Origin of the sequence: Candidatus Frankia alpina (assembly GCF_902806485.1) — a bacterium.
Classification (GTDB): domain Bacteria; phylum Actinomycetota; class Actinomycetes; order Frankiales; family Frankiaceae; genus Frankia; species Frankia alpina.
Genome location: NZ_CADCWT010000119.1, coordinates 1 through 14,482, shown reverse-complemented (window position 1 = coordinate 14,482; position 14,482 = coordinate 1). Strand labels below are relative to the sequence as shown.

At 74.1% G+C, this 14,482-nt stretch carries 16 protein-coding genes and 2 pseudogenes; 11 read left to right on the top strand and 7 right to left on the bottom strand.

The window, feature by feature from the left end; genetic code table 11:
• Positions 1–80 precede the first annotated feature (80 nt).
• A complete protein-coding gene (locus G6R25_RS13950) occupies positions 81–383 on the top strand; it encodes a pentapeptide repeat-containing protein (protein ID WP_268904142.1) in 303 nt (100 codons plus the stop codon).
• Positions 384–422: 39 nt separating this feature from the next.
• Here the strand turns inward: G6R25_RS13950 and G6R25_RS13945 are convergent, their stop codons facing one another.
• From G6R25_RS13945 to G6R25_RS31530, 4 genes and pseudogenes are all read right to left on the bottom strand, one after another.
• Positions 423–1,466: an NAD-dependent epimerase/dehydratase family protein gene (locus G6R25_RS13945; RefSeq protein ID WP_163553311.1), complete on the bottom strand. Its 1,044-nt coding sequence runs from the start codon at positions 1,464–1,466 to the stop codon at positions 423–425.
• A gap of 10 nt (positions 1,467–1,476) precedes the next feature.
• The gene (locus G6R25_RS13940) at positions 1,477–2,667 is read right to left on the bottom strand and encodes a sensor histidine kinase (protein WP_336501452.1); all 1,191 of its coding nucleotides are present in this window, start codon (positions 2,665–2,667) and stop codon (positions 1,477–1,479) included.
• Positions 2,668–2,698: 31 nt separating this feature from the next.
• Positions 2,699–2,911, bottom strand: a complete 213-nt coding sequence (locus G6R25_RS31535) for a winged helix-turn-helix domain-containing protein (RefSeq protein ID WP_272871454.1) — start codon at positions 2,909–2,911, stop codon at positions 2,699–2,701.
• A 208-nt stretch (positions 2,912–3,119) separates the two neighbouring features.
• Positions 3,120–3,395: pseudogene (locus G6R25_RS31530) on the bottom strand (response regulator); the annotation flags it as partial.
• A gap of 159 nt (positions 3,396–3,554) precedes the next feature.
• Here G6R25_RS31530 and G6R25_RS13930 point away from each other — a divergent pair.
• The 4 genes from G6R25_RS13930 to G6R25_RS13920 are packed head-to-tail and all read left to right on the top strand — an operon-like array spanning position 3,555 to position 5,762.
• On the top strand, positions 3,555–4,292 hold the full coding sequence (locus G6R25_RS13930) for a glycosyltransferase family 2 protein (RefSeq protein ID WP_235948369.1): 738 nt from the start codon (positions 3,555–3,557) through the stop codon (positions 4,290–4,292).
• On the top strand, positions 4,289–4,756 hold the full coding sequence (locus G6R25_RS31525) for a hypothetical protein (RefSeq protein WP_235948368.1): 468 nt from the start codon (positions 4,289–4,291) through the stop codon (positions 4,754–4,756). The genes G6R25_RS13930 and G6R25_RS31525 overlap by 4 nt, the downstream gene beginning before the upstream one ends.
• Positions 4,642–5,004, top strand: a complete 363-nt coding sequence (locus G6R25_RS31520; RefSeq protein ID WP_235948365.1) for a TIGR04282 family arsenosugar biosynthesis glycosyltransferase — start codon at positions 4,642–4,644, stop codon at positions 5,002–5,004. The genes G6R25_RS31525 and G6R25_RS31520 overlap by 115 nt, the downstream gene beginning before the upstream one ends.
• A complete protein-coding gene (locus G6R25_RS13920) occupies positions 4,998–5,762 on the top strand; it encodes a class I SAM-dependent methyltransferase (protein WP_163553310.1) in 765 nt (254 codons plus the stop codon). The genes G6R25_RS31520 and G6R25_RS13920 overlap by 7 nt, the downstream gene beginning before the upstream one ends.
• A 29-nt stretch (positions 5,763–5,791) precedes the next feature.
• On the opposite strand, the gene G6R25_RS13915 is transcribed toward G6R25_RS13920, so the two are convergent.
• Both G6R25_RS13915 and G6R25_RS13910 read right to left on the bottom strand, forming a co-directional pair.
• Positions 5,792–6,286: a hypothetical protein gene (locus G6R25_RS13915; protein WP_235948363.1), complete on the bottom strand. Its 495-nt coding sequence runs from the start codon at positions 6,284–6,286 to the stop codon at positions 5,792–5,794.
• Positions 6,283–7,599 (bottom strand): molybdopterin-dependent oxidoreductase, encoded by a 1,317-nt coding sequence (locus G6R25_RS13910; RefSeq protein WP_235948361.1) that lies wholly within the window; start codon positions 7,597–7,599, stop codon positions 6,283–6,285. The genes G6R25_RS13915 and G6R25_RS13910 overlap by 4 nt, the downstream gene beginning before the upstream one ends.
• Positions 7,600–7,771: 172 nt before the next feature.
• Here G6R25_RS13910 and G6R25_RS29680 point away from each other — a divergent pair, with 172 nt between their 5' ends.
• From G6R25_RS29680 to G6R25_RS13885, 6 genes and pseudogenes are all read left to right on the top strand, one after another.
• Complete coding sequence (locus tag G6R25_RS29680) at positions 7,772–8,308, top strand: hypothetical protein (RefSeq protein WP_336501450.1); 537 nt, start codon at positions 7,772–7,774, stop codon at positions 8,306–8,308.
• On the top strand, positions 8,256–9,257 hold the full coding sequence (locus G6R25_RS29675; RefSeq protein ID WP_336501448.1) for a glycosyltransferase 87 family protein: 1,002 nt from the start codon (positions 8,256–8,258) through the stop codon (positions 9,255–9,257). The genes G6R25_RS29680 and G6R25_RS29675 overlap by 53 nt, the downstream gene beginning before the upstream one ends.
• 64 nt (positions 9,258–9,321) lie before the next feature.
• Positions 9,322–10,044, top strand: coding sequence for a TetR/AcrR family transcriptional regulator (locus G6R25_RS13900; protein ID WP_163553308.1), 723 nt, complete (start codon positions 9,322–9,324; stop codon positions 10,042–10,044).
• 84 nt (positions 10,045–10,128) lie between these two features.
• Complete coding sequence (locus G6R25_RS13895) at positions 10,129–10,920, top strand: CBS domain-containing protein (RefSeq protein WP_163553307.1); 792 nt, start codon at positions 10,129–10,131, stop codon at positions 10,918–10,920.
• A gap of 81 nt (positions 10,921–11,001) precedes the next feature.
• On the top strand, positions 11,002–12,048 hold the full coding sequence (locus G6R25_RS13890; RefSeq protein ID WP_163553306.1) for an NAD(P)-dependent alcohol dehydrogenase: 1,047 nt from the start codon (positions 11,002–11,004) through the stop codon (positions 12,046–12,048).
• A gap of 210 nt (positions 12,049–12,258) precedes the next feature.
• Positions 12,259–13,455 (top strand): annotated as a pseudogene (locus tag G6R25_RS13885) (AMP-binding protein); the annotation flags it as partial.
• Between the two features lie 503 nt (positions 13,456–13,958).
• Here the strand turns inward: G6R25_RS13885 and G6R25_RS13880 are convergent.
• Positions 13,959–14,482, bottom strand: a 524-nt coding sequence (locus G6R25_RS13880) for an enoyl-CoA hydratase-related protein (RefSeq protein ID WP_205447113.1), incomplete at its 5' end; no start/stop codon positions are given.

Here is a 14,482-nt window from a genome sequence, read left to right as displayed (position 1 = left end):
CGGGCCCTCACATTCCTCACAACTCAGAGTAACCAGTCAGCACGGAAAGTGAGCTTCGCGCGGCCCTGACGTACGACCTCATGAAGGCCAGCGGCGGGGATTGGTCCTTTGTTGGCCTGTCGCGGGCAAAACTGAGCCGCGCGTCCTTCGTCGGAGTCCGGATGCGGGAGGTCGATCTGACCGGCTCGCGATGCGCCGGTGCGACGCTGCGTGACGACGATCTTTCCGGTGCGGTGTGGGAGGGCGCCGACCTGTCCGGCGCCGACCTGCGCGGCAGCGACCTGTCCGCGCTGGATCCGTTGGCCGTCACACTGCGGGGTGCCCGCATCGACTCCTGGCAGGCCATCATCATCGCCACCGCGCTCGGCCTCACGGTCGACTGACCGAGGCGCCGCCCCCAGGCCGGGGCGGCGGTGGGGATCTCAGCCGCGCAGCGGGTCGTGGGCGAACGCCGCCATCCCCGCGGCGAAACCGACCCGAGCCCGGTAGCCGAGCAGCTCGGCGGCGCCGGCCGAGGAGGCGACGATGTGCCGCACGTCGCCGATCCGGTAGCTTCCGGTCACGACGGGCGGCGGGCCGCCGAGGGCGCTTGCCAGCGCGCCCGCCATGTCCCCGACGGTGTGCGGTTCCCCGGAGCCGACGTTGCGGGGTGTGAGCCGTCCAGGCAGGTCCGGGCCGCGCGCCGCCAGCAGGTTGGCGCTCGCGACGTCGTGGACGTGGACGAAGTCCCGCAACTGCCTGCCGTCCTCGAACACCCGCGGGGCCCGCCCCGCCGCCAGCGCGCTGCGGAAGATCGACGCGACGCCCGCGTACGGGGTGTCCCGTGGCATCCGCGGCCCGTAGACGTTGTGGTAGCGCAGGGCCATGACGGTGCCCCCGGTCGCGCCGGCCCAGGCGGCGGCCAGATGTTCCTGGGCCACCTTGGTCGCCGCGTAGACGTTGCGCGGATCGATCGGGGCGTCCTCGCGGACCGGGACGGACGCGAGCTGCCGGTGGCAGCGCGGGCATGGCGGCTCGAACCGCCCGGCATCCAGATCGGCACACACCCGCGGGCTGGGGCGCACCGCCCCATGCTCCGGGCAGCTGTATCCGCCCTCGCCGTAGACGACCATGGAGCTGGCCAGCACGAGACGCCCGATCCCGGCGCGGGCCATCGCGGCGAGCAGCACGGCCGTGCCGAGATCGTTGTTCGTGGCGTACCTGGGCAGGTCGTCGAGGTCCACCCCCAGACCCACCATCGCGGCCTGATGACAGACCACGTCGATCCCGTCGAGTGCGGCGTCCACCTGGCCGCGGTCGGTGACATCGCCGACGACGAACTCGGCGCGGCCGTTCACCGCGGGTGCGACCCGGTGCACCGCCGGCAACAGCGCGTCGAGGATCCTGACCTCGTCGCCGGCCGCGACCAGTGCGTCCACGACGTGGGAGCCGATGAAACCGGCGCCGCCGGTGACGAGAACCCGCACGTCGCCGACGCTAGCCGCACCGAGGGCCGCAGGACCTTACGAACTGCGGACGGTGGGGCGTCAGGACGTCGGGAGGGCGACGACGAAGCGGCACCCATCCCGCCTGGTTGTCCACGCTGACGGCGCCGCCGTGCGCCTCGATGATCCCGCGCACGATGGCCAGGCCGATGCCCGAGCGCATCCGCGGCTGACGCGGATCGTCGTCGCCACCCGGCGTCCGCGCGGGCTCACCACGGAAACCAAGGTCGAACACCCGGGGTAGGTCCTGCGGCGGGATGCCGCCGCAACGGTCCGCCACCGCGAACAGCGCCCGGTCGGCGACCATGGTGGCGGTGACCTCCACCGTTCCGTCGTCGGGGGTGTGCCGGATGGCGTTGACCAGAAGGTTCGTCAGGGCCCGCCCGACCTCGGCGGCATCGGCGTCGACGCAGCCGAGGTCGTCGGCCTCGCCGCGCACGACGACCCCGCGGGCCCGCGCGATCGGATCGACGGCGGCGACCGCGTCCGACACCATGTCGGCGACGCGTACCTTCGCGAGGCTCAGCCGCAGCGCCCCGGCCTGCAACCGGGCCAGCTCGAACAGATCGTCGACCATTCCGGTGAGCCGCTCCGCGTCGGTGAGCATTCGCTGGTGGTAGCGGTCGGTGGTCTCGGCGTCGGTGATCAGGCCGTCCTCGAACGCCTCGGCCATCGCCCGGATCCCCGCCAGCGGGGTCCGCAGGTCGTGACTGATCCACGCGACGAGCTCGCGGCGGCTCGCCGCCAGGGCCCGCTCGCGTTGCAGCGACTCGACCAGCCGGGTGTCCATGGCGTCCAGCGTGGCGGCGAGCGTGGCGAGCTCCGTCGTCGGGACGCGCCCGGCGCCGGAGTAGCCGGGTCCGCCGAGGGTCGCCGCCGCCCGGGTGAGGGCACCGGTTCCGGCCACGACCGGGCGCCCGACGCGCAACGCGAACGCGGAGGCGACCACCGCCGAGACCACGACAATGATCATAATGAGTCGTAGGTCATGGTCGGAGAGGAACATCATCCGCGCCGTGACGACGACGCCCACGACGACCGCGACGATCGGCCACACGCACAGCGCCGCGGCCATCGCCCACAGCGTCCGGCGGCGCAGCGCGAGCAGCAGCGGCACGCTGCTGACGGCGGCGGCCGTCGAGCACCCCAGCGCGATCCCGGCGACCTCCAGCTCTGCGTTCATCGCACCCCCGCGCTCCGTCGCCCGTCTTCGCTCACCCCGTCGCCGGCGCGGCGTCATAGCGGTATCCGACGCCCCACACGGTGACGAGCAGGCGGGGAGCGGTCGGATCGTCCTCGACCTTCTCCCGCAGCCGGCGGATGTGCACGGTCACCGTCGACGGGTCGCCGTAGGTCCATCCCCACACCTGCTCGAGCAGCTCGACCCGGGTGAAGGCGTGGCCGGGCCGGCGGAGCAGGAAGGCCAACAAGGTCGAACTCGCGGACGGTGAGGCCCAGGGGCACCCCGTGGCGGGTCGCGGTCCGCGCCGCCGGGTCGACGACCAGGACGCCGGCCCGCAGGACGCCGAGCTCCGGTGCTGCGGCGGACTCGGCCGCCCGCCGCAGCACCGAGCGCACCCGCAGGGTCAGCTCCCGCGGAGAGAACGGCTTGGTCACGTAGTCGTCGGCGCCGACCTCCAGGCCGGCGATGCGGTCCGCCTTGTCAGCCCGCGCGGTCAGCATGATCACCGGGACGGGCCGATGGGCCGTGAGCCGGCGGAAGACCTCGATGCCGTCGATGCCGGGCAGCATCAGGTCGAGGACGACGAGGTCGGGCGGGCAGTCCTCGGCCGTGCGCAGGGCAGCCGGACCGTCCGCGGCGCGGTCGACGTCGAAGCCGGCGTGGCGCAGGTAGCGGTCGACGACCTCGGCGACGAGGGAATCGTCATCGACGACGAGGACGCGGGCCATGCGGCCACCATAGGCAGGTCCGCCCTGACCCGGGTCGCTCGACCCGAACGTTCCCCGCTTCGTAATGTCACCCGGGCCGTTGAGCAGGCCGCGGCCCGCCGAGGTCATTCCTCGTTCCGTAAGGATCGATCATGATCGGCTGACGTTACAGTCCCGATCATGTTCACGGAAAGTGACGGCAGCCGGACGTCGGTCGATAGCCGGACGTCGGTCGATAGCCGGACGTCGGTCGACGTCGTCCTACCCTGCCTGGACGAGGCCGGGGCGCTGCCCTGGGTGCTCGGTCGGATCCCAGCCGGCTACCGGGCGATCGTCGCCGACAACGGGTCGCGCGACGGATCCCCCGAGGTGGCCCGCGGCCGGGGCGCCACCGTCGTCGACGTGCCCGAGCGCGGCTATGGGGCGGCTGTGCACGCCGGGCTGCTCGCGGCGGACGCCGACGTCGTCTGCGTGTGCGACGCCGACGCCACCCTCGATCCGGCGCGGCTGCCCGACCTCGTCGCCCTGCTCGCCGCCGACCTGGTTGACCCGACGGCCGACCGGGCCGACCTGGTTCTCGGCCGGCGCCGCCCGACCTCGCTGCGGGCCTGGCCACCGCCCGCCCGGCTCGGCAACGCCGCCGTCGCCCACCGCCTGCGCCGCCGCGGCGTCCCGGTGCGCGACCTGGGGCCGATGCGGGTCGCCCGGCGAGGGGACCTGCTCGGCCTGCCGATCGCGGACCGCCGCTTCGGCTACCCGCTGGAGCTGCTGCTACGCGCCGCCCAGGCGGGCTGGCGCATCGTCGAGACGGACGTCGCCTACACCCCCCGGATCGGTCGATCCAAGGTCACCGGCACGCCGCTCGGCGCTGCCCGGGCCGCCCGGGACATGTCCGCGCTGCTGGGGAGCATCCGGTGAGGTTGCTCGTGATGGCGAAGGAGCCGGTGCCCGGCCGGGTGAAGACCCGGCTCACCCCGCCGCTGCGCCCGGAACAGGCCGCTGCCGTCGCGGCGGCGGCGCTCGCCGACACGCTCGCCGCCGTCGCGGCGGTGGCCGCCCGGCCCGAGTTCGCCGACCTGCGCCCCGTGCTCGTCCTCGACGGGACGCCGGGGCCCTGGCTGCCGGCCGTCGGCGGCTGGCCCACCCTGACGGTGGCGCCGCAGGCACCCGGCCCCTTCGATGCACGCCTCGTCGCGGCCTTCGACGCCGCCGGCGACGCCCACGACGCCCCGGGCGGTGCGAGCCCGCGCCGGCGCTGCTCATCGGCATGGACACCCCGCAGCTCAGCGCCGACCTGCTTGCCGCCGCCTGCAACGCGCTGCGCCGCACGGACGCGGTGTTCGGACCCGCGGCGGATGGTGGCTGGTGGGCGCTGGGGATAGCCCGACCGGATGGCGCATTGCTGCGCGGCGTCCCCACCTCACGCCCGGACACCGGCGCCCGCCAGCGGGCCCGGCTCGCCGACGCCGGCCTCGCGGTGACGGGCCTGCCGACGCTGCGCGACGTCGATACCATCGCCGACGCCGAGGCGGTCGCCCGGCTCGTCCCCGGCAGCCGGTTCGCCGCCGCGTTGCATTCTGCCGGGGACCGCCAGCACGTTCCCCGGGCCTCCCCGACCGCGGCATGCTGACCTCCTCGGCGGGCGGTGGGTGGGAGCCCACGGACATCTACGAGGCGGGACTGCGCTCCGCCACCGGCGGACTGTGGGCGCACCATCCGGATGGGCGACGCATCCCACTGCCCGTGGACCGCTGGCGTGGCACGCCCGCCACCGCAGCCGGGCTCGGACTCGGACTCGGGATCGGGAGCGGGATGTCGTCGGCGCAGGCCGGCACGGCGCTGAGCGCCGGGGACCTGTCTCTGCTGGGGCACTGCGCCGGCCCGACGCTCGACGTGGGCTGCGGCCCGGGGCGGCTGGTAGCGGCACTCGCCGCCCGCGGGATCCCGGCGCTTGGCATTGACGTCGCACCGCTGGCCGTACGGCTGACCCGGCAGACGGGCGCGGTCGCGCTGCGCCGGGACGTCTTCGGTCGGGTTCCGGCCGAGGGCCGCTGGGCGGCGCTGCTGCTGGCCGACGGCAACATCGGCATCGGCGGCGATCCGGTCCGGCTGCTGCGCCGCGCCCGGCAGCTGCTCGCCCCGACCGGGCACGCGCTCGTCGAGGTCGATCCGCCCGGGGCTCCCGCCGGGTCGGTCCGGCTGCGGCTGGAGGACGCCGCCGGCCGTGTCTCGAAGCCATTCGCCTGGTGCCTGGTCGGCGTCGACCAGCTCGCCGCCGTCGCGCCGGCCGCCGGGCTGCTCGTGGCCCGGTCCTGGCAGAGCACGGGGCGCCACTTCGTCGCCCTTCGCCGCAAAGACCTCCGGAGGGGACTGATGCCTTCAGGCTGACGCTCAGGCGGCCTGAGAAGCTGACGGCTTCAACCGTCAGCGGAGTCACCCCGACGACCGGTGCGACGAACCCGGACGGCGCGGCTGATCATGAGGAGCGCGGCGCCGGCCCAGACCGCGCCGAGGACGATGGCCAGGTTGCGGCCGTAGGGCAGCGGGTTCACCGACGGGTTGTCCACGGACCCGCCGTACCCGCGCCAAAGCGGCAGGGACATCAACGCCACCGCTCCGCTGACGATCAGCGCACCCTGGACGACGGCGCGGTACGGCGCCCGGACGAGGCGGCTCAACGCGAAACCCACGAGCATCGTCCCGGGCACGAGCAGCGCGTCGTGGACGACGATCCCGCCGATCAGCCAGGCGGTGGCGTTCGATGGGCGCGTCGCCCGGGGCATCGTCAGCAGACCATCGACGCCGTAGCCCAGTGCGGCGAGGCCTGCCGCCACCAGCACGACCCGCAGGGCGAACCCGCCGACGCTCAGCCCGGCCCCGGCCCCGGCCCCGGCGTCGCTGTCGCCGCTCACAGCAGCACCACCCGGTGCACCCACTTCGTCTGCAGGACGCCGGGACGGTCGGGTGCGATGAGCCGGGCCGGGTAGCCGTGGTACAGCTCGAGGTCGGCGTCGTTGAGGCCGGTGGCCAGCAGGGTCAACGGATCCCGGGCGTGCGCGGGGCGCACCTCGCTGGCTCGGTAGCCGCCGTGGGCCTCCAGCGATTCGACCCGGACGGTCGCGTCGACGGGGATGAGCGCGGCGTCGAGCAGGTCGCGTAGCCGCGGACCGTGCCAGGTCGCGTCCGCCGACCAGCCTTCGACGCAGGTGATCGGCAGCCGCACGGTGTGGCTGGGCAGCGCGTGCAGCTGCGCGAGGTCGTAGCCGACCCGGCGGGTGCCGACGGCCTCCAGGCGGTACCCGGGATCGCGGGCCGCGACGGCTACCCGGGCGGCCCGTGCGGTCCGTGCGGTCCGGTTCACCGGTAGCCCCTGCGGACCGAGGTCGGGCCGGCGGGGGGCGAGCAGGTCGAGCGGCGCCAGCGCGGGAACCGCCTGGCCGGCCGTCGTCACGACGATGACGGCTGCCGCGGTGCCGGTCGCCACCGCCAGCCCACGGCGGGTGAGGCCGCCGGCCGGCGGCGCACCGTCTCGCCCGTTCCCGAGGTTCCCCTGGTCCTCGAGGTCCTCGAGGACCTGCCCGCCCCCGCCGGCCCCCTCGCGCCGGCTGTCCCCCTCGCGTCCGCCGGCCGTCCTTTCCGGCGCCGCCGACACGGCTGTTCCGGGGATGCGTTCGTGGCGTTTCCGGCCCACGTTCGCGCGTACGGTCGTCAGTTTTGCCGCTATGTGTACGACCAGCGCGCCGATGGTGATCCAGGCGACCCAGTAATGGGTCACAGTGAAGAAGAAGTGGAACCGATACCACTGCGCGATGTTGGCGATTCCGGTCGCGAGCTGGAAGATCGATCCGGCGATCAGCGGCACGATCGTGAGCCGTTCCAGGGCGTGCGCGACTGACCGTACCGGCGGCCATTCCCACAGCCGTGGATACACCGTCCACAGCTTCACCAGCAGTAACGGGACGCTGGCGAGACCGGTCGTGACGTGCAGGCCCTGCGTCACCCGGTACAGCCAGACCGGCCGGGACGGCCAGGACAGCCAGGTCGGTGGATGCTGCATAAAGTGCGATACGAGTCCGGTCAGGAAACACGTTCCGAAGGTGATTCCGAGCGCAATTCCCAACAGTGACGCCACCCGCTGATCGTGCAACGTGCTCGGGAACGCCCCGGCCCGCAGCGGGCCGCGGCGCACCGCCGTCGGCGGATCCGGCAGCCTCCCGGAAAGCATGCGGGCCATGCGGAGCGCACCGGCCGGCCGGTGCGGAGCACCCGAGGAAACTGTCGCACGAGACGCACCGTAGGTCGTCACGACCGGGAGGACGCCGGATCCAGGTATTACGGAACGAGGAAACCAGGGGTGGCACCCGGGCGTCACGCCGCTTGTCTGCGAGGCTCGGGGCATGCCGCCCGCCGCCGTGCCGCGAAGCCGTCCGGACCGTGCTGTTGTCGGCGCGGGCATCGGGCTGGCGGGGGTGCTCGCCACGCAGGTCGCCGTCCGCGCGGTGCCCGGCTACCTGCCCGGGCGGGCCGGCGTGCTGCCCGGGGTGCTGCTGTGGTGGGTTCTCGGGGCCGTGACGGCGGCGCTCCTGGTGCGCTCGGCGAACCGGCGGGCGGCCGCCGGCCTGTTGCTGGCCGGGATCCTCGCCGTGCACACGGTCGCGGCGACCGGTCCGCCCCAGCTCTCCGACGACCTGTATCGCTACGCCTGGGACGGCCGGGTTCAGGCCGCCGGCATCGACCCCTATCGCTACGGCCCGCTGGACCCGCACCTGGCGGGGCTGCGTGACCGGTGGCTGTTCCCCGATGCCGCCGGCTGCGCGGCGATCGAGCGCGGCCCGCACTGCATCCGCCTCAACTACCCCCGCGCACACCATCTACCCGCCGGTGGCCCAGGCGTACTTCACGGCCGTGCACTACCTGCCCGGCCCGCCGCGTGAGCACAAGCTCCAGCTCTACGGTTCGCTGCTGTCGCTGGCGTTGACCGGCCTGCTGATGCGGATGCTCATCGCCCGCGGCCGCGACCCCCGGTACGCGGCGTTCTACGCGCTGTCCCCGCTGGCCGGTCTGGAGATCGGCTCGGACGCCCACGTCGACGTCCTCGGCGCCCTGCTCGCGCTGGCCGGCCTCGCCGTCCTCACCCGTCGTCGCCTCCACCCGCCGCCGGTGCTGCCCGTGCCGCCGGGGTGGCCCGAGTCGCCATCCTCGCCGGGGGCGCAGTCGCCGACTTCGTCGGAGTCCGCGTCGCCGTCACGATGGCGTGCGGTGGCGGCCGGGGCGCTGCTCGGTGCCGCGGTCGCGGTGAAGCTGTATCCGGCGTTGCTGCTGCCGGCCGTGGCCCGGCGCCGTCCGGTCGCGCTGGTCGGCGCCGCGCTGGGGGTCGTCGGGCTGGCGTACCTGCCGCACCTGTTCGCCGTCGGCACCGGCGTGCTCGGCTTCCTCCCGCAGTATCTCGACGCCGAGGGCTACGGTCAGGGCGCGCGGTTCCTGCTGCTCGTCGGCGTGCTGCATCTCGGCGGGTCGGTGGCGAAGGCGGTCGCGGTGGCCGTGCTTGCGACGGTGACGGTGGCCGTGTGGCGCACCGATCCCGACCGGGGTGCCGCCCGAACGGGCCGCGCTGTGGATGGTGGGCGCGGCGTTCCTCGTCGCCACGCCGGTGCAGCCCTGGTACGGCGTCCTCCTCGCGGCGCTCGCCGTCGTCGCCGGGCGGCTGGAGTGGCTGGCCGTGGCCGCGGCCGCCTACCCCGTCTACGTCTCGCTGTTCACCGACCTGCCCGGCGACGCCTGGACCCTGCGGGTGGCCTCCTACTTGGTCGCCGTCGTCCTCGCCGTGACCGGCCTGCGCCGCCGGTACGCCGTCCCCGGCCCGTTCGTGCACCGGGACGGTGACCGAAGGCTCCCCGCGTCGCCGCTGGATTCTGGAGTGCCGGTTCCAGAGAGGTAGGGTTCGTCGGTGTCCTCACCCGTCCCGGACGCCGCCGGCGCGAGCGGCGAGGATGGTCGACGGCTCACCCGTAAGGGCCAGGCCACCCGGACACGGATCGTCGCCGCCGCCGCCGGGCTGATGTACAAGCGGGGCGTCGCCGGCACCAGCACCGAGGATGTCCGAGTCACCGCCTCGGTGAGCAGCTCGCAGCTCTACCACTACTTCGCGGACAAGAACGCGCTGGTCCGCGCCGTCGTCGCCTACCAGACCGAGGCCGTGCTGACCTTCCAGCAGCCGCAGTTCAGCCGCCTCGACAGCCTGGCGGGGCTGGCGGCCTGGGCGGACACGCTCGTCGACTTCCACCTTGGTCTGCACCTGCGCGGCGGCTGCCCACTGGGGTCGCTGGCCAGCGAGCTCGCCGATGCGGATCCGGTCGCCCGCGAGGCCCTGGCGGCGGCGTTCGTCCGCTGGGAGGCGGCCATCCGCGAGGGACTGGCGGCCATGCACGCCCGGGGCGAGCTGCGCGGCGAGGCGGACCCGGAGCGCCTCGCCCTCACCCTGCTCGCCGCGGTACAGGGCGGCCTGCTGCTCGCCCGGACCCGCCGCGAGGTGGCGCCGCTGCGGATCGCCCTCGACACCGTGCTGGACCACATCCGCTCCCTCGTTTCCGACGCCGTCCGTCCGTATCCGGTCGGGTCGACCTCGGCGGTGGTGACCTCCGGCGTCCCGGTACGGGTCGAACGGCACTGACCTGGGCGTTGTTCATGCTGGAGGCTGGAAGCAGCCAACAGCTGAACACGACTGCGCATTGGCGCGCAGGGCGGAGGAGGAGCAATGGCCGGTGTGCGGTTTCCCCGTCACAAGCCCGTCACGGTGCCCCGAGAGATGAGCATCGTCGAGGCGGCCCGGCGGATGGACGTGCAGGGGGTGGGATCACTGCTGGTCATGGACGGCGAGGATCTGGTCGGGATCGTCACCGACCGGGATCTGGCGCTGCGGTCGCTGCGGCGGCGCATCCCCTTCGACGGCCGGGTCGAGGCCGTGATGACCCGCGGCGTCGTCACCCTGGACGTGGATGCCGACCCCGCCGACGTGGTCCGGATGTTCCGCGAGCACACCGTCCGGCGGCTGCCGGTCACCGACAACGGTCGGGTGATCGGCCTGATCGCGCTCGACGACGTCGTCGCGGCCCCGGCGTCGGCCGCGGTGCCGGCCGGTCGGGCCACCGGGGCTGGCGCGCCCGCCGCATCAGCCCCTGCCGACCTGCGGCCCCGGGCCGGGCTCGCGGACCTGCCGGGGCTGGCGGATCTCGCTGCGGCGGTGGCCGCCGAGATCCCGCGTTCCTTCCACGAGGGCGGGCTGCCCGGTCCGAAGACCGTCACCTGGCTACCCGAGCCTCGGCTCGGCCGCTGGCGCGCGTCCGTCGGCGACCGGCTGGTCGTGTCGCCGCCGAACCCCGGCCGGCCACCGTGCGGCGGCGAGATCCTGGAGGTCCATTCGCCCGCCGGCGACCCGCCCTACCTCGTCCGCTGGGGCGACGGCGGTCATGCCACCTTCGTCTACCCGGGCCCGGACGCCGAGGTCGAGCACCTGCGGGGCGGCGGCGGCCCGGTGGCCCCGGTCTGACCGGCGGCTGGGTGGGGATCCGGCGAGAATGATGAGTGGGGTGCACGCGGCTACCGCGGGCCAAGGCGAGGGGGAGAGCTCGTGCGCGCGCTTCGGATCACCCGTCATCAGTCGGCTCCCGAACTTGTCGAGGTGCCCGACCCCGTCCCCGGGCCGGGCCAGGTGCGGCTGCGGGTGGCCGCCGCCGGGGCCTGCCACAGCGACCTGCATCTGATGGAATGGCCGCCGGAGCTGCTGGCCGGGCAGGGGCTGCGCCTGCCGTTCACCCTCGGCCATGAGTCCGCCGGCTGGGTCGACGCGGTCGGCCCCGGGGTCAGCGCGGTGCGGGTGGGCGACGCCTGCGCCGTCTACGGGCCGTGGGGCTGCGGGCACTGCCGGACGTGCGTCCGCGGCGCCGAGCAGTACTGTGAGGTCACTCACGGGATGGGCGGCCCGGGCCTCGGCGGTGACGGCGGCATGGCCGAGTACCTGCTCGTCGACGACGCGCGCCACCTGGTCCCGCTCGGTGACCTCGACCCGGTGGCCGCCGCGCCGCTCACCGACGCCGGGCTCACCCCCTACCACGCGATCCGCAAGGCGCTGCCGCTGCTCGGACCGGGTTCGACCGCGGTGGTGATCGGGGCCGGCGGGCTCGGCCACCTCGGCATCCAGATCCTGCGGGCGATTACCCCGGCCCGCGTCGTCGCCGTTGATGTCGCCCCGGACAAGCTGTCCCAGGCGCTGGCCCTCGGCGCGCACGCGGCGGTGCCGGCGGCCGACGACGCGGCCGCCGCGATCCGCGCCGAGACCGCCGGCGGTCGGGGCGCGCAGGCCGTGTTCGACATGGTCGGCAGCGCCGCGACGATGGCCACCGCCGCGGCCGCGGCGGGCGTCGAGGGGCGGCTCACCGTCGTGGGCCTGGCGGGCGGCTCCCTGCCGTTCCAGTTCGGGGCGGTGCCGTTCGACGTCGACGTGTCGCTGCCGTACTGGGGCACCCGCGACGAGCTGTTCGAGGTCCTCGACCTCGCCCGCGCCGGCCTGATCCGCGCCCACGTCGAGACCGTCCCGCTGGCCGGCATGCCGGCCGCCTACGAGCGCCTGCGCGCGGGCGAGGTCTCCGGCCGCATCGTCATGGTCCCCTCGGCCTGACCGGCGGAAGCGGGGTCCGTCCTCATCCGTCCCCGGGACGCAGGTGGGTGTTTCCGTGTCAGTTCGCCGGATGCGCCGGCAGCAGTGGGCCCGGCCGGACCGCGGCCGCCAGCGCGCGCGTCAGGTGGGGCTGGACCAGCGCATCGGTCGAGTCGACGGCACCGATCGACGGCACCGATCGGTGGCAGGGTGGCGAGGGTGACGTCGTCGATGTGTCGCGGGCAATCGGAGCACCTACCTCCGGTTTTGTCTTGCGAGCAAGCACTTCTTGACTTGGCGTGTGGCCGCCCTAACATCGCTTACTACGTAAACGGCGCATTGCGGGGCCGACGCCGGCGGGCGGCCCGACAGGGAGGGTCACATGCCACAGAGCGCGGGCGCGGCGATGCTCGGCGAGCCGTCCCAGCATCCGCCGGACCGATGGCCGACGGCAGCGCGCAGCTCACCTTCGGCGAGCTGGAACGCCGCAGCCGGCAGGTCGCGCACCTGCTCGCCGGCTACGGTCTGCGCCCCGGTGACCACGTGGCGATCCTGCTGCCGAACCGACCCGAGTACTTCGAGGCATCCTGGGGCGCGCAGCGCAGCGGCCTGTACTGGACGCCGGTCAACTGGCACCTCACGGCCGAGGAGACGGCCCACATCGTCGACGACTGCGGGGCGCGGGTGCCGTTCACCTCCGCCGAGCTGGCCCCGATCGTCAAGCGGGTCTGGGAGTCAGCCACTGCGTTGGAACACATCGTCATGATCGATGCGGGGCCGGCGGATATCGCCGAGGGCATTCTCGACTACCACGCCGCCCTCGCCGGCCAGCCGGACAGCGAGCCCGTCGACCAGGTCGAGGGCATCTACATGTTCTACTCGTCGGGCACGACGGGCCGCCCCAAGGGCATCGAGCCGACGCTGCCGCTCGACCCGTACGGCACCGGGCTTGCCATCGACCAGGCGATGGTCGGGTCGTTCGGCTTCGGCCCCGACAGCGTCTACTTGTGCCCAGCGCCGCTCTACCATGCGGCGCCCACCGGTTGGAGCACCGCGACCCAGCGCCTCGGCGGCACGGTCGTCCTCATGGAGCGCTTCGACCCTGTCGAGGCGCTGCGGGCGATCGAGCGCTACCGGGTCACCCACGTCCAGGTCGTGCCGACGATGTTCGTTCGCTTACTGAAGCTGCCCGCCGTGGAGCGCACCGCGTTCGACCTGTCCAGCCTGCGCCTGGTCGTGCACGCCGCGGCGCCCTGCCCGCCCGAGGTCAAGCAGCAGGTGATCGACTGGCTCGGGCCGATCGTGTTCGAGTACTACGCCGGCAGCGAGGGCGGCGGCATGTGCGCGCTGATCTCCCAGGAGTGGCTCACCCACCGCGGCTCGGTGGGGCGGCCCGTCATCGGCGTCGTGCACATCGTCGGCGAGGACGGCGCGGAGCTGCCCGTCGGCGAGATCGGGCGGATCTTCTTCGAGAGCCCGACCCGGATGGAGTACCACAACGACCCGGAGAAGACCGCCGCCGCCTACGACGACCGCGGCTGGCTCACCCTCGGCGACCTCGGTCACCTCGACGCCGACGGCTACCTCTACCTCGCCGACCGCCGCACCGACCTGGTCATCTCCGGTGGGGTCAACATCTACCCCCAGGAGATCGAGAACGCGCTGATCCTGCACCCCGCCGTCGGCCGACGGCGCGGTGATCGGCGTGCCGGACGCCGAGATGGGGCAGCGCCTGCTCGCCGTGGTCCAACCGGCCGCCGAGGCGGTCGCCGGGCCGGAGCTCGCCGCCGAACTGCAGGCGTTCGGCCGCGAGCGGCTCGCCGGCTTCAAGGTTCCGCGCACGGTCGAATTCGTCGAGGAACTGCCGCGGCTGCCCACCGGCAAGCTGCAGCGCGGCCGGCTGCGCGAGCGCTACGCCGGCTGACGCCTCCTCAGCCGCGGTCGGCGCCCAGACGCGCCCGGTTGCCGGCCATCACCTCGACCCGGCGCTGCTCGATCTCGGCGAACGCCGGCGGGGTCTCGGCCGTGCCGCGCGTCTCGACGGCGCTCGCCGGGGTGGTGTAGGTGGCGATGCCCTCGGCGTAGACCTTCTTCAACCCGCGCGTCATCCGCGGGTCGACCTCGCCCACGTTCGCGGCCACCGCCAGCGCCCGCGCACGCAGCTCCCCATGCGGCACGACCTCGGTGACCAGCCCCATGCGCAGCGCCTCGGCGGCGTCGACGATGGTGCCGCTCAGCGACATCCGCCGGGCGTTGCCGATACCGACGAACAGCGGCAGGCGCGCGGTCATCCCGCCGCCGGGCAGCACCCCGACGCGGACGTGGGCGTCGGCGAACACGGCGCGCTCGGAGGCGATGAGGAAAACGCAGCCCAGGGCGAGCTCCAGGCCGCCGGTGAACGCCGCCCCGTTGACGGCGCCGATGATCGGGGTCCGCATCCGCGCGACCTGGCCGA

Excerpts from the sequence above, each read along its gene's own strand:
- G6R25_RS29680 (WP_336501450.1), top strand. The coding sequence starts at position 7,772 with ATGCCGCCCGCCGCCGTGCCGCGAAGCCGTCCGGACCGTGCTGTTGTC.
- G6R25_RS13895 (WP_163553307.1), top strand. The coding sequence starts at position 10,129 with ATGGCCGGTGTGCGGTTTCCCCGTCACAAGCCCGTCACGGTGCCCCGA.
- G6R25_RS13920 (WP_163553310.1), top strand. The coding sequence starts at position 4,998 with ATGCTGACCTCCTCGGCGGGCGGTGGGTGGGAGCCCACGGACATCTAC.
- G6R25_RS31520 (WP_235948365.1), top strand. The coding sequence starts at position 4,642 with ATGGACACCCCGCAGCTCAGCGCCGACCTGCTTGCCGCCGCCTGCAAC.
- G6R25_RS13940 (WP_336501452.1), bottom strand. The coding sequence starts at position 2,667 with ATGAACGCAGAGCTGGAGGTCGCCGGGATCGCGCTGGGGTGCTCGACG.
- G6R25_RS13950 (WP_268904142.1), top strand. The coding sequence starts at position 81 with ATGAAGGCCAGCGGCGGGGATTGGTCCTTTGTTGGCCTGTCGCGGGCA.
- G6R25_RS13910 (WP_235948361.1), bottom strand. The coding sequence starts at position 7,599 with ATGCTTTCCGGGAGGCTGCCGGATCCGCCGACGGCGGTGCGCCGCGGC.
- G6R25_RS13930 (WP_235948369.1), top strand. The coding sequence starts at position 3,555 with ATGTTCACGGAAAGTGACGGCAGCCGGACGTCGGTCGATAGCCGGACG.